Source organism: Mycobacterium paraense (assembly GCF_002101815.1).
GTDB lineage: Bacteria > Actinomycetota > Actinomycetes > Mycobacteriales > Mycobacteriaceae > Mycobacterium > Mycobacterium paraense.
This window is the reverse complement of sequence record NZ_LQPM01000013.1, coordinates 103,461-116,778: the sequence shown is the minus strand read 5'-3', so window position 1 is coordinate 116,778 and position 13,318 is coordinate 103,461. Positions and strand designations below refer to the sequence as shown.

General features: G+C 67.6%; 14 protein-coding genes. 8 read left to right on the top strand and 6 right to left on the bottom strand.

Annotated elements, in window-relative coordinates:
• Genes AWB89_RS12560 through AWB89_RS12540 form a run of 5 tightly spaced genes read left to right on the top strand, consistent with a single transcriptional unit; the run spans position 1 to position 4,717 of the window.
• Positions 1-1,158: an MlaD family protein gene (locus AWB89_RS12560; RefSeq protein WP_085173950.1), complete on the top strand. Its 1,158-nt coding sequence runs from the start codon at positions 1-3 to the stop codon at positions 1,156-1,158.
• The gene (locus AWB89_RS12555) at positions 1,155-2,198 is read left to right on the top strand and encodes an MlaD family protein (RefSeq protein WP_085173948.1); all 1,044 of its coding nucleotides are present in this window, start codon (positions 1,155-1,157) and stop codon (positions 2,196-2,198) included. The genes AWB89_RS12560 and AWB89_RS12555 overlap by 4 nt, the downstream gene beginning before the upstream one ends.
• Positions 2,195-3,160: an MlaD family protein gene (locus tag AWB89_RS12550; RefSeq protein WP_085173946.1), complete on the top strand. Its 966-nt coding sequence runs from the start codon at positions 2,195-2,197 to the stop codon at positions 3,158-3,160. The genes AWB89_RS12555 and AWB89_RS12550 overlap by 4 nt, the downstream gene beginning before the upstream one ends.
• Positions 3,161-3,195: 35 nt before the next feature.
• Positions 3,196-3,933, top strand: a complete 738-nt coding sequence (locus AWB89_RS12545; RefSeq protein WP_085173944.1) for a hypothetical protein — start codon at positions 3,196-3,198, stop codon at positions 3,931-3,933.
• Between the two features lie 43 nt (positions 3,934-3,976).
• Positions 3,977-4,717, top strand: a complete 741-nt coding sequence (locus tag AWB89_RS12540; RefSeq protein ID WP_276074537.1) for a hypothetical protein — start codon at positions 3,977-3,979, stop codon at positions 4,715-4,717.
• Here the strand turns inward: AWB89_RS12540 and AWB89_RS12535 are convergent, their stop codons facing one another.
• Positions 4,718-5,095, bottom strand: a complete 378-nt coding sequence (locus AWB89_RS12535; RefSeq protein WP_085103503.1) for a hypothetical protein — start codon at positions 5,093-5,095, stop codon at positions 4,718-4,720.
• 60 nt (positions 5,096-5,155) lie between these two features.
• Positions 5,156-6,934 carry an NAD-binding protein gene (locus AWB89_RS12530; RefSeq protein WP_085173940.1) on the bottom strand — a complete coding sequence of 593 codons (1,779 nt, stop codon included), beginning with the start codon at positions 6,932-6,934 and terminating at the stop codon, positions 5,156-5,158.
• A 229-nt stretch (positions 6,935-7,163) separates the two neighbouring features.
• Here AWB89_RS12530 and glnA point away from each other — a divergent pair, with 229 nt between their 5' ends.
• On the top strand, positions 7,164-8,600 hold the full coding sequence (gene glnA / locus AWB89_RS12525; protein WP_085103499.1) for a type I glutamate--ammonia ligase: 1,437 nt from the start codon (positions 7,164-7,166) through the stop codon (positions 8,598-8,600).
• Between the two features lie 9 nt (positions 8,601-8,609).
• Here the strand turns inward: glnA and AWB89_RS12520 are convergent, their stop codons facing one another.
• The gene (locus AWB89_RS12520) at positions 8,610-9,281 is read right to left on the bottom strand and encodes a M15 family metallopeptidase (protein WP_085173938.1); all 672 of its coding nucleotides are present in this window, start codon (positions 9,279-9,281) and stop codon (positions 8,610-8,612) included.
• A 105-nt stretch (positions 9,282-9,386) separates the two neighbouring features.
• Between AWB89_RS12520 and AWB89_RS12515 the strand changes: the two genes are divergently transcribed.
• Positions 9,387-10,913: a serine hydrolase domain-containing protein gene (locus AWB89_RS12515; protein ID WP_085173936.1), complete on the top strand. Its 1,527-nt coding sequence runs from the start codon at positions 9,387-9,389 to the stop codon at positions 10,911-10,913.
• Positions 10,914-10,926: 13 nt separating this feature from the next.
• Here AWB89_RS12515 and AWB89_RS12510 read toward each other — a convergent pair whose 3' ends face one another.
• Entirely contained in the window at positions 10,927-11,445 is a 519-nt protein-coding gene (locus AWB89_RS12510) for a DUF732 domain-containing protein (RefSeq protein ID WP_085103493.1), read from the bottom strand.
• 202 nt (positions 11,446-11,647) lie between these two features.
• Entirely contained in the window at positions 11,648-12,241 is a 594-nt protein-coding gene (locus AWB89_RS12505; protein WP_085173934.1) for a DUF732 domain-containing protein, read from the bottom strand.
• Between the two features lie 50 nt (positions 12,242-12,291).
• Between AWB89_RS12505 and AWB89_RS12500 the strand changes: the two genes are divergently transcribed.
• Positions 12,292-12,543 (top strand): hypothetical protein, encoded by a 252-nt coding sequence (locus tag AWB89_RS12500; RefSeq protein WP_085173932.1) that lies wholly within the window; start codon positions 12,292-12,294, stop codon positions 12,541-12,543.
• A gap of 3 nt (positions 12,544-12,546) precedes the next feature.
• On the opposite strand, the gene AWB89_RS12495 is transcribed toward AWB89_RS12500, so the two are convergent.
• A complete protein-coding gene (locus tag AWB89_RS12495; RefSeq protein WP_085103487.1) occupies positions 12,547-13,209 on the bottom strand; it encodes a TetR/AcrR family transcriptional regulator in 663 nt (220 codons plus the stop codon).
• Positions 13,210-13,318: the final 109 nt, after the last annotated feature.

The following is a 13,318-nucleotide window of genomic DNA, read 5'->3' as shown; positions in this document are numbered from 1 at the left end:
ATGAGCAGGTTTTCGGCTGTCGGCTCGCGGCTGCGTTCCCCGTGGGGCATCGCCGCCGTGGTGGTCGTCGTTGCGGCGGTCGCGGCGGCGGTGGTCTTCGGCGCCAGGATGGTGATGCCCAACCACACCCGAGCGATGTGCGCCGAATTCACCGACGCGGTGGGGCTGTATCCGGGCAACAAGGTGGCGCTGCTGGGTATCGAGGTCGGCACGACGACCGCGATCGTCAACAAGCCCGACCACGTCGAGGTCGACTTCACCGTGCCCACCGACCTCGACCTGCCGGCCGACATCGGGGCGGTCACCTACTCCCAATCGATTGTCACCGACCGCCACATCGAACTGACCAAGCCCTACACCTCGGGCCCGAAATTCACCGGGCCGGGGTGCATCGGGCTGAAGTCCACCAAGACCCCGATCAGCATCAGCGAAACCTTCACCGCCATAGGCAAGCTCGCCGACACGATCTTGGAACCACAACACGGTCAGGACCCGTCCCGGTCGCCGGGCGTGCAAGCCATCAACGACAGCTTGCACGCGGCCAGCCGCTCGCTGGACGGAACCGGCGCCGGCCTCAACCAGACCCTGCGCAATCTGGTCACCATGCTGGCCGACCCCTACAAGGCCGACGCCGACTACCGGCAACTGTTCGAAAACAGCGAAATCCTCACCTCGGACTTCCTCAAGAACTGGGACAGCTTCGCGGGGTTTGTCCAAACGCTTCCGGCCACGACCCAATTGGTCGAGGGTCTGTCGGACAATTTCGGAGCGGCCATGAGCCGGCTGTCGCACCTGCTGCCGATCTTGGTCGAGGCGATCAACCGGTGGGGGCCGCGGGTCTATCAGAGACTCGACCACTGGACCACCTGGCTGCGGGACATGCTGAACAGACACACCCCGGCCATCATGGCCATGATCAACTCATGGCCGCAGTTCAGCCACTGGCTGAGTGACATCTACGAACCGGCGTGGGGCACCCACAACGTCACCTATATCCCGCCGCAGGTGGCGATTTCGCCGTCACAGGCCGGCGCCATCTGCGAGGGCCTGCGGCAGCGCAATGTCCCCGGCGCCGCGTCGGCGTGCGCGTCGGGCACCGCGTCGGATCCGGTCACCCTCGGGCTCACCGACCTCATCCTGGGGGCCGCGCTGTCATGACCCGACGACCGACGCGCGTGCTGCTGGCGACACTGGCGATCTGCCTGACGGCCGCGTGCTCGCTGGATCCGACCCGGCTGCCGGTTCCGGGCGCCTACAGCCCCGACCAGGCATACCGGATCAAGATCCAGTTCTCCAGCGTGCTCAACCTGCCCGCCCGGGCCAAGGTGGACTCCGGCGGAGTGCAGGTCGGCGTGCTCGACCACGTCCAGCTCGACGGCACCACGGCGGTCGCCTACGTCGATATCGCCGGCGACACAAGGCTTCCCGGCAACACTCGCGCCGAACTGCGCCAGGCCACGCCCCTCGGCGATATCTACATCGCGCTGGTGCCGCCGGCGGATCGGGCCGGGGACGTGCCGGTGCTGCGCGACGGCGGCACCATCCCGCTGCGCAACACCGCCCCGGCCGACAACGTCGAAGACCTCTTGCGGTCGGTGTCGAACCTGGTGGCCGGCGGCGCGATCGGCACGCTGCAAAGCACCGTCGTCAACGCCAACAAGGCGTTCCCGCAAAACCCCGCCGAATTGACCCGGATGCAGCAGACCCTCGCAGGCGTCCTCAATGACCTGGCGGCCAATCAGGACACGATCGACGGGATCCTGTCCAGCATGGAGAACATCACCACCAACATGGCGGCCAATACCGCGGTGTTCAACCGGCTGGTGACCGAGGGCCCGCCGAAACTTCAAGGGCTGTCGGCGATCACCATGGCGATCCTCACCGTCGTCGGCGACTCCCGAGACGTCAGCAAGCTCGGCGGAGAACTCACCAACCCCATCACCGGCGACATCATGCAGATGTTGTCCTACCTCACGCCGATGGTCGGAACGGTGGCGACCCTCGACACCACCATTCCGGTGCTCGCCGACAAGCTGATCGCATTCCTGCACTACAAGCTCCTCGGGTTCTTCCGCAACGGGGGCCCGAAATACATTGTCTCGGAACTTCACCCACCGACCGGGCACGAGGGCGTCGATCCCGCCGACAAGGCCGACGCGGCGGTGAAGGCGATGCAGAGCATGGGGATGTTGCCATGAAGTTCGGTGCCCGCGCCACGCTGGCCATCCTCGCGGTCATGACGCTGGCCGGCGCGGCTTACATGTCGATCGGCGTGCTCGACATCAGCCCGACCAAACAGGTCACCCGACTCACGTTGATGCTCAACGCTTCCGGCGGCCTGATGCCCACGTCGGAGGTGACGATGCGCGGCATCAAGGTCGGCCGCGTGACGGGTATCGAGACCACGACGAGTGGGCTGGCGGTCTCGATCGACCTGGACCGCGCGCACCCGGTGCCCGCGGACAGCGCGATCAGCGTGGAAAACCTCTCCGCCGCCGGCGAGCAATACATCGACTTCAAGCCGAGACTGATTGCGCCGCCGTACTTCAGCGACGGGACGGTGATCCCCGCGGATCGGGTGGCGCCGCTGGTAACCGGCGCCGACCTGCTCACCAAGGCCAATGCCTTGATGTCGGCGCTGAACCTCGACCAGGTACACACCATCATCGACAACGTCTCCGCGGCGCTCGCCGGCAACGACGACACCGTCGATTCGCTGGCCACCACCGCCGGGCTGACCGCCAAGGTGATCCACGACGACAAGCAATTGCTGGCCACGCTGTTCAGCAACTTCGCCACGATGACCACCAACCTGGGCGACATCAACGCCGGCGAAGTGATCAGCGAGACCGGCAAGCTGCTGCCGCGCTCGGTGCCCGCGTTCTTGCGGATGATCCACGAAATCGAAACCCTTTCGCACACCGGCGTGGGCGTGGTCGGCCCCGACGATCCGGCGGGGGTCCTGGTAGCCAAGCTGAGCCAATGGCTCGACGCCCTGGCCGGACCGCTCAGCACCTTCACCACCGTCCTGGAACCCGCGGTCGCACCGCTCCACGACATCAAGGTGGACGCCGGGCACTGGCTCGACTTCTGGGAATCGACGTTCAACGACACCGGCGGCATGCGGGTGCAACTCAACGTGCCCGAATGGCACCGGTGATCGGCGAGCGAAGTTACGGCAAAGAAAGAACGGGCATGACAAACTCAGCTATCAGCGAAGACGAAAAGACAGCCGACAGCCAGCGCGAGCCGGACGGCGCCGACGTCACGGCGGTGACCGCCGACGAGGCCGACACCAAGCCGGTCGCCGACGACGCGCGGCCCACGCGGTCGCCGAAGTTGCTGCTGCGGCCCAACAGCCCGAAGCGCTGGGCCGCGGCCCTACTCCTGGCGGCGCTGCTCGCCGGCGGCGTGTTCGGCTTCATGAAGTATCGCCAGGTGACCGGCCAGCTCGCGGAGCTCCGCCGACAGCAAGCCGATCGCGACACCGTGGCGCAGCTGGCCAAGGACTACGCGCTGAAGTCGCTGACCTACACCTTCGAAGACCCCGACGCCTTCTTCCGCTCCGTCGAAGACGGTGTGTCGCAGCAGCTTAAAGACAAATACGTGAACGCCAGCGATTTGCTCAGAAGCGTGATGCTGCAGGCCCAGGTCACCTCCACCGGTGAGGTGCTGGCCATCGACCCGGTCGCCCAGCCCGGCGGGGTCTACCAGGTAGTGGTGTCGGCCCACCAAACCACCCGCAATCTGCAAAACCCGACGCCGAAGGTCTCGATCATCCTGTTGCAGGTGACCGTCAACAAGGTCGGCAATACCTGGCAGGTTTCCGATATCGGCCCCAAGACCGGGTCCCACCCGCCGGTCGAGCAGCAGCTCCCGCCGGCCGAGGCCCCGCCCGCTCCCGCTCCGACCCAGCCGGCGCCGAAACGGTAGGTGCGCGGCTGTGAAGCGGCTGCCGTTGCTGGTCGCGGTCCTGATGACGGTCACCGCGAACACGGTGTGCCCCACCGGGGCCGCCGACACCGCGCTGCCGCCGTGCCCGCAGAGCGCCGCACCGATCAGCCCCCAGGCCACGTCGGCGCATACGGACTGCCGAATGCATTCCGGCGCCCTCGATTTCGCCGTCACGTACTGGTCCGCGCCCGAGTTGTCCGGACCCGGCGCGGTGAAGGTTGTGGTCACCGATCCGTCGGGTGAGGTGGTGCAAACGATCGACGAGCTGCTGGAGCCCTCGAGCCCCGGGGGCGTCGTCCTACAGGATGTCGACGGCGACGGCCGCGACGAGCTGATCGTGCCGATCGCGCGACATCCGTTCAACGGCAGCCCGAATACCCGGTTCGCGGTGTGGCGCGCGCCGGGTGACCGCAACCATTACGAACGCACCCAGATGGTCGGGCAGGCCGTTTATCCCAGCGGCGACGGCTACCTGGTAACCAACGGCGGCGCGCTGGACAGCCGGGACCTCACCTTCTATCTGCCGACCGGCGCCGGCTACACGCTCGTCGTGGTGTTGACCATCGAGGCCGAAGAGGTGGACCCCAACACGCACCGGGTACTGACCGTCGTGTGCCGCGCCCACCAGGAAGACGGCCTGCACGCGGTGGACATGAGCCTTCGCCAGGCCGAGGAAACGTTCTGCGCGTCACCGGCCGCCAAAGCCATCTGGCCCGACGCCGAGCGCATCCAGATTCGGCAGTGGCGCCGAGGGCAGCAATAACTAGGCCGCGCAGTAGGCGCGAGCCGTCGCCAGCTGTTGCCTCGCCTTGGCGAGATCGCTGCCGATTTGTTCCGGGCTTGCCGGTCGATAGGGGTCGCTCGCGTCGATCTGCGACGCCAGCATGTCCGAGCGAATGCGAAGGTCGACCGCGGCGGCGCTCTTCAAGCCGTGCAGCGGAGCCAGCGCGTTCCGAACCTGGCCTGCCACGTAAGCCGGTGTGCCGGAGGGGGAAACGAGGTCGAACGCGTTCTCCAGGCGGTCGGCCGCCGGGAGGATGACGCTGCACTCCGCATCACCGGCGGCCGCCGCCGGCCCGGCGGTCGGGCACATGATGACCGCGGCGACCGAGAGCGGCACGCAGAGAATTCGTCGATGCATTGGCCCTACTCTCGCACCGCCGGGCCGTTCTGTGGCGAACTTCGCCCGATCCGGTGGCCGTCAGGACTCGGGCTCGGGTGCCCACCGCGGCGGCCGCGCGTCGGGCCGGTGCGCCGCACGCGCCGCCGCCAGTGTCGCCGCGCGCTCCCCGTTGACCGCGGTCTGCGGTGGCGGCTGGCCCTTGCGCAGCGTGGTGATCAGCTCCCGGTAGGGGCCGATGATGTAGACGGTGTCGCCGGCTTTCAGCCGGGCGTCGCGGCGGGGACGCAACCTGACCGGTCCTTCCGGTCGGGTGATCGCGATGACGCGGGTCTGGGTGGACAGCTCCACCATCCGCAGGCCGTCCAGCTCGCTGCCCGGCGCCACCAGCATTCCGCCGACCATGAAGGAGCGCTGCCCGACCCAAAACGTCCCGAGCACTTGCAAACCCATCGCCGCGCCGATGAACCAGGGGGCCGCGAGGTCGACGATCGACCGCACGTTTTCGAAGCCGAACCGCCGATTCACCGCCGCGCCCAACGCGCGGCCCTGGACGCGCATCACGATCGGCACCTTGGTGTCCGAACCCAGGATCTCCAGCAGGACGATGCCGGTTTCGATGTTCTCCATGTCGTCCTGGGTCACCACCGCGACGCCGCGGGCGCGATCGACGCGCGCCGATTCCAGCGTCTGGCGCATCGTCGAATCCCCGAAGATCACCGGCACATCGAGTTCGGCCACCGTTGGCAGGAAGCGGTTGTTCTCGTCCGGCTCGATGACGAGGACGTCGTATCCGGCGGCGCTCAGATCGCTGACCACCCGGACGCCGATGGAACCCAGCCCCACCACGACGACGTGGTCGCGCATGTGGCGTGCGCGGCGGAGCCCGGCCGTCTGCACAAAGCGGCGCGACAGCAGCAGGTCGGCGAGGAACGCGACCAGGATGGCGGTCACGATCGCGCCGCCGAACATCAGCGCGACCCCGAACAGTCGCAGGGCGGTGGATTGCTGGGCGAAGCTGAAATCGCCGTAGCCCACGGTCGTGATCGTCTCGGACGCGAAGTAGAGGGCGTCGATCCACGACATGCGCGGGTTCCGGTAGGTGAAGTGCACCACGGCCGTCGAGCCGAGCGTGAGGAACAGCGCGAACGCCAACGACGGCACCAGCATGGGGTTCACGTCGTCGCGCATGGCGCGCGCGGCATCGATCGCGCGTCGCACCCGGGAGTGGCGGGAGCGCGCCGCGGGCGGGGGAGGCACGGTGATGCCCCGGGCCTCCAACTCGTCTCGGACGCCGATCATCGACGTCCAGTCCCCGGCATAGACCCGCAGATCCCGCCCCGGGCACGGCACCACCTCGCCCGGGTTGGGTGAGTTCCTGCCGTGGACCACCGCGACCGGGGCCAGGTCGGCGTAGATCTCGCGCAGCGTCGCGTCGTACGGCGCCTCGGCTCCCCAGACGACGAACTCGATGCCGGCCGTCTCGAACTGGTGCGCGTTGCGCGACAGCACGGCCTCGACGAGGGAGGGCGTCGCCAGGTCGGCGACGTCCAAGATCGCGCCGGGTCCGCTGACGGCGGTCACCGCCTCGCGCAGCACGTCGTTGGCCAGGCGCGCCACCACCCGGACGTTCGGGCTGTATTCCCTTGCCAGTAATGCGATTTCGAGGTTGACCGCATCGTTGGGCCCGGCGCACACGACGGCGCGCGCGCGATGGACCCCGGCGCCGAGGAGATCGGCGGCGGTGTTGATCTTGATGATCCGCGCGCCGGCGCCCCGGAGCTCCTCGGCGATCGTCTTCGACAGCGGGTCGTCTCCGAAGACGATGATTTCGCGATGAAATTGGAAAACCTCTCCCATGTCGCGGGATGGTTTCACTCGTGTGTCGCCGGGGGCGCTCGCGGCAACGGTCTTCATTCCTACGACTATCGGCCACCGGGCCCGAATGTGCCACCGGAGAAAGCCGGGTCTTACTGTGACGCAACAGGTTCGACTTGGGCCCGTCACGCGGACGAAATAGTTGTGGCGTAGAGAGAGCCATCGCACCACTGCCGTCGCACGTGAAAAGTCTTGCGCAAAGGAGCTTTCTGTGTCCGAAAAGACGCCCGACGACATCTTCAAACTGGCCAGCGACGAGAACATCGAGTACGTCGACGTCCGATTCTGTGACCTGCCGGGCACCATGCAGCACTTCACGATTCCGATCTACGCCTTCGACGAGAACGTGTTCGAGGACGGCCTGGCCTTCGACGGCTCGTCGATTCGCGGGTTCCAATCGATCCACGAGTCGGACATGCTGCTGCTTCCCGATCCGGAAACCGCGACGATCGACCCGTTCCGCGCCGCCAAGACGCTGAACCTGAACTTCTTTGTGCACGACCCGTTCACCCTCGAGGTGTACTCGCGCGATCCGCGCAACGTGGCCCGCAAGGCGGAGAACTACCTGATCGCCTCCGGTGTCGCGGACACCGCGTACTTCGGCCCGGAAGCCGAGTTCTACATCTTCGACTCGGTCAGCTTCGACTCGCGCACGGACACCTCGTTCTACAAGGTGGACGCGACGTCGGGATGGTGGAACACCGGCGCGCAGGCCGAGTCCGACGGCGGCCCCAACCGCGGCTACAAGGTCCGTCCCAAGGGCGGGTACTTCCCGGTGGCCCCCACCGACCACTACGTCGACCTGCGCGACGAGATGCTCACCCACCTGACCAACGCCGGCTTCTCCCTGGAGAAGGGCCACCACGAGGTGGGCAGTGGGGGCCAGGCCGAGATTAACTACCAGTTCAACACGCTGCTGCACGCGGCCGACGACCACCAGATGTACAAGTACGTCGTCAAGCAGACCGCGTGGCAGGCCGGCAAGACCGTGACGTTCATGCCCAAGCCGCTGTTCGGCGACAACGGCTCCGGCATGCACTGCCACCAGTCGCTGTGGAAGGACGGGGTGCCGCTGATGTACGACGACACCGGCTACGCCGGCCTGTCCGACACCGCGCGCCACTACATCGGCGGGCTGCTCTACCACGCGCCGTCCTTGTTGGCCTTCACCAACCCGACGGTCAATTCCTACAAGCGCCTGGTTCCCGGGTACGAGGCTCCCATCAACCTGGTGTACAGCCAGCGCAACCGCTCGGCGTGCGTGCGGATCCCGATCACCGGCAACAACCCGAAGACCAAGCGGCTGGAGTTCCGTTGTCCCGACGCGTCGGGCAACCCCTACCTATCCTTCGCGGCCCAGCTGATGGCCGGGCTGGACGGCATCAAGAACAAGATCGAACCGCCGCCGCCGGTCGACAAGGACCTCTACGAGCTGCCGCCGGAAGAGGCCGCGGAAATCCCGCAGGCGCCCACCCAGCTGTCCGCGGTGATCGACCGGCTGGAGGAAGACAGCGACTACCTCACCGAGGGAGGCGTTTTCACCCCCGACCTGATCGAGACGTGGATCAGCTACAAGCGCGATTACGAGATCGCGCCCGTCAACCTGCGGCCGACCCCGTACGAGTTCGCCCTGTACTACGACGTCTAGGGCGCCGCCTCACGGCCGCTCGAAATGCTGGTAGTCGAGGGGGGTCGTCCACGCGCCACCCCATCGCCAGCCGCGGTCGGTGAAGACGCGAACGGCAGGGTCGCCGTCGTGGAGGAGTCCCGGGTCGGTGCGGCCGCGGTCGAGGTAGGCCGCGGCGTTCTGCGGCGCGAAGGCACCGCCCGAGTAGACGCACGGGTTGAGAAGCGGGTTCAGGTCGATCGCCCGGCCGTACGCGTGGGGAGACCATTGATCGGATCCCGGGATGCCCCGGCAATTGAATGCCGAAGTGTTGTTGTCCGCCATGGACAGCTCGTCATCGGCGCCCGGGTAGTGGTCGACGGTACGGATCTTCTCGATGGGAAAGCCCAGCCGGTACAGCTGCTCGAAGATCGCGATGACCTCCGGCACCAGGTCTTGGTGCACGATCAATTCGCCGCGGTGGGTCTGGCCGTCGAACCCGATGTGGTCGACGTCGACGCGCCGGAGCTGGGCGGGTTCGACCGGGCAGCCCGGGCGCCAGCTCGCGCCGAGTTCCGCGGGGCTCACCGGCGCAACGGTTGCGGCGGCGGCCGCGGACGTGGCGCCGGGCGCCGACGGCGGGGCGGCCGGCGGTGGCGGTGTGGCCACCCGCGGCGGCGGCGTGGCGGCGCACTGCACCAGCACGACGGTGGCCACCGCCATGAGGGCCGGCCCGAAAAGCCTCCGGCACCGGGACGTGACTGGGGATTCCACGGGGCATCAACTATAGGACTGCGCCCGGCCCGGCCGTCGACTTACGCTTGCGGCATGCCCGGTAAGCAATCGGTGCGAAGGGTCGTTGCCGTCGGCGCCATTCTGATTGTCCTCGCCGCGGCTTCCTCGGCGGGCGATGCGGCGCGCACGGGGGTAGGCGAGGCGCCGCAGGAACCGCAGGTGGTGCAGGCGCCGCAGGCAGCCCCGGCGCCGCCGGTGGCGCAGGCGCCGCCCGAACCCTCGGCACCCGAATTCGCCACCGTCTCCAAGCTGATGAACGACGCGATCGCGGCGCGGCGGCTGCCGGGTGCGGTGGTGGTCGTCGGGCACGGCGGCAAGGTCGTCTTTCACCAGGCTTACGGTGAGCGCAAGCTTGACGGCGAGCAGGGGCTGGACGGGTCGCCCGCGCCCGCGGAGCCGATGACCGAGGACACCATCTTCGATTTGGCTTCGCTGACAAAGTGTCTCGCGACGGCGACCGCCGTCATGCAGCTGTACGAACAAGGCAAGGTTGCGTTCGACGATCCCGTGCAGAAGTACCTCCCGGACTTCAACCCGGCGAACGATCCGCAGCGCGCCGAAGTGACGGTCCGGATGCTGCTCACGAACACCTCGGGCGAGGGCATCGACGTGAGCCTGGGCGACCCGTGGGGACTGGCCGGCGCCGATAAACCAGAGGGCATCCATCGCGCGCTCAGCACGCCGCTGCAGTCGGGCCCCGGCGCGGTCTTCCGCTACTCCGACATCAACTACATCCTGCTTGGCGCGCTCCTCGAAAAAGTCACCGGCGAGGCAGAGGACGCGTACGTTCAGCGCAACGTCTTTGCGCCGCTTGGCATGAACGAGACCCGCTATCTTCCCGCGACCAAAGCCTGTGGGCCGCATGGGATTCGGGGGTCCGCGATCGCCTGGGCCCCCGTGCCGCCGGGGCGCGAGCCCGAAACTTGTGCCGCCGACGCGTGGAACGCCGGCCTCTTACCGCGCATCGCGCCGACCGCGATTGACGAGGAAAGCCGGGCCGACCCGAGCAAGAACCCGGATTACGGCCACCTGTTGCGTGGCACCGTGCACGACCCGACGGCGCGCCGGATGGGAGGAGTCGCCGGCAATGCGGGCGTGTTCGCGACGGCGCACGATGTCGGCGGCTTTGCGCAGGCCCTGCTCGATCGGCTCGCGGGCCGGCCGAGCGCGTTTCCGCTGCAGCCGGCGACTCTGGGGCTGATGACGACTCCCCAGCAGCCCGGGCATACGGCGCACCAACTCGAAGCGGCCAACCAAGCCGCCCGGACCACCAACTACCCGGCGATCTGGGGGCAGAACCTGTTCGGCTTCGGCTGGGACATCGACACTGGTTTCTCCAGGCCTCGTGGCACCGTCTTTCCCGTCGGCAGCTTCGGCAACACCGGCTTCACCGGAACCACGCTGTGGATGGACCCCGGCTCGGACACCTATGTCGTCCTGCTCTCCAACTCGATCCACCTGCGCGGCAGTCCACCGATCTCGGACCTGCGTGGTGAAGTGGCCACCGCCGCCGCTCAGGCCTTGCGCCTGTACGGCAGTGCCCCGCGGCCGCGGAAGTAGGAGAACCGCGGCGCTACTTCTGCGCGCTCGGGCAGTATGCGGTGATAGCGGACTGCGCCAAATGCTCCGCGTCGTCACGCGTGAGGCGCTGCGGCCACCGATTGCCTGCGGCGGTGTCCTGGTCCTGTGCGGACAAGATGTTGTTCACCGTCAACTCGAGTGACTGGGGCCGCGGCGGCAGCAGCAGGAAACAGGTGTGGTGGCCCAGCTCCATGAACCGCTGCCGGATCGCGGCCTTGCCGTTGTCCTTGATGCCGTAGCCGTCCAGCATGGACAGGAACTGGGCGTCCGCCCCGTCGGCCGGGGATATCGCCGCCGACGAGGCGCTGATCGTCACCGTCTGCGGGCCGGGCGATGTCGCCGTCTTGTCGCGCGACAGGTACACGCCCACGGAGATGAGACCGGCGAGGGCGGCAGCGGCGAAGGCGGCGGCCGCAACGAGGACTCCGGCGGGCGTCTGCCTCCGGCGCACCGGCCGTGGCACGTGATGAGGCGCCGATCCGGTCGGGACATCGCGGCCCTCGACAGTCATGCGCCGCCTCCTACGACTCCCGGATGCGCGGCAAGGGTGCTGCCACTTCGCGGACCACGTCTACCCCCTGCCGGGCTTCCCCGGGTAACGCCACGTCCAATCAATATCGCACCGTTTGCATTCCTCGGTTTCATCGACACTCGGTAGTCGATGTCGAAGTTTGTCACTTCTGCGGCGGTCCGTACAGGGTATCGGCGCCGCGCTACGGCCCTCCGCCGACGAGGTTGGAGTTTTGCGGGCAGTAGGCGTGAACGGAGATGCTGACGTACGTGTCGGCGTCGAGCCCCGGGTTGCTCGCGCGAAACGCGCTGACGATCTGCGGCACCGACACCCCACGGCCGATGTCGTTGCACACCATCTTCCCGTTGGAGATGGCGGCATCGGGATTGGCGAACGAGATGCCGTGGTCGTTCAGGTTCTGTACGTACTTGTTGTCCTGGTCCGGCGTGGAGACGATGGACGACGGCGCGGCCGAGGCCGACGGGCTCGCGGGCGCGGGAGTCGTGCCGCCCTTGGGCGCGGCCGCCTGAGGACCCTTGGAATCCGGGCTCATGAGCCAAAAGGCGAGGATGATCGCTCCCGCAAGCGCGAGACCACCGACGAGCAGCGCGCCGGCCTTGCGCCAGGTCGCGCTCCAGGATTGGCGGTCGCTCGCGGGTTCGGCCCCGGCGTCGTCGTCGTAGTCGCGCGCGGACGTCCGATCTGCGGCATCCGCTGCTGCGTTATTGGGTACGGCAACCGTCTCGGCTCGGTTGAGCGCGAACGTTTCGTCGCCAGCCGGGGACGGCTCGGCCATGACGGCAATGGTAGCGAATTGGCGGCCCGCTGTGAGACCCTCACATCTCGATGGACCTGCTGCGGCGCGTGCTGCAATACGAGGTCAGCGTCGGGGCGCTGATCGAGGTGGCGCTGTGGCTGGCGATTCCCTACCTGTCCATCGGCTTCGTCTGGGCCGTCTTGCACACCGAGGAAACGCAGCGAATGCAGGCGCGGCTGGAAAGCGTCGTGCCCGCGGGATCCGACGTCGCGGCCTTCGGGCTGACGGTGGCGCTGTGGCCGGCGTCGCCGCAAATCGCCGCCGCGTGCCCGGCCAAGTAAGACTCAGCCCGCGGCGCTGCGCCGCCCGGTGACCTGCTCGATCCGGTGCGAAGAAACGCCCAGCCCCCGCAGGCAGAACCGCAGCGCCCGCTCGCGAACCACCGAGCGGTCCCATTGATGGGTGGCCCACTGCCGTTGCGTGCCGGCCCACACCACGCCGTGGATCGATTTCGCGGCGGTTGTCGGGATGATGTCCTCGAACACGCCGAGTTCCAAACCGCGCTCGAGCTGTTCGACGAGCGGCTCGAGTATCGCGCTGTAGGCGGGCGCGACCATCTCGGGAGAGGAGACCCCCTTGGAGTGGGCGTCCAGGGTCAGACGCCGCACACCGTTCTCGCCGGCTTCGCCGAATGCGAGTTCGAGTCGCCCGTCGACCCACGCGACGACGGCCTCGACCGGGTCGGCCGCGTTCGCCATCTTTCCTCTCAGCCGCTGCGTTTCGTGCCGGGCCAATTCCAGAAAGACCGCCGCGACCAACTGGTCCTTGGAGTCGAAGTGCCGGTAGAACGCGCGGGTGCTCAGCTGCGCGTGTTCCAACACGGTCGCGACGCTGAGTCCGCGGACTCCGTGCTCGTGCATGGATCTCGATGCGGCGGCGACGATGGCGCAGCGCACGTTGGGGTCGGGATCGAGCTTGTTCCGTCGTCGGGTGAGCGTGCCGGTCATGGCGTCAGCCGAGGGAAGCCCGGTTGTACAGACGTGTCATAACGCGTAGGTACCCCGTGTGCCGGTTAACGGAAACATCAATTTCAGACAAAAACGGGCGGCGTGTACG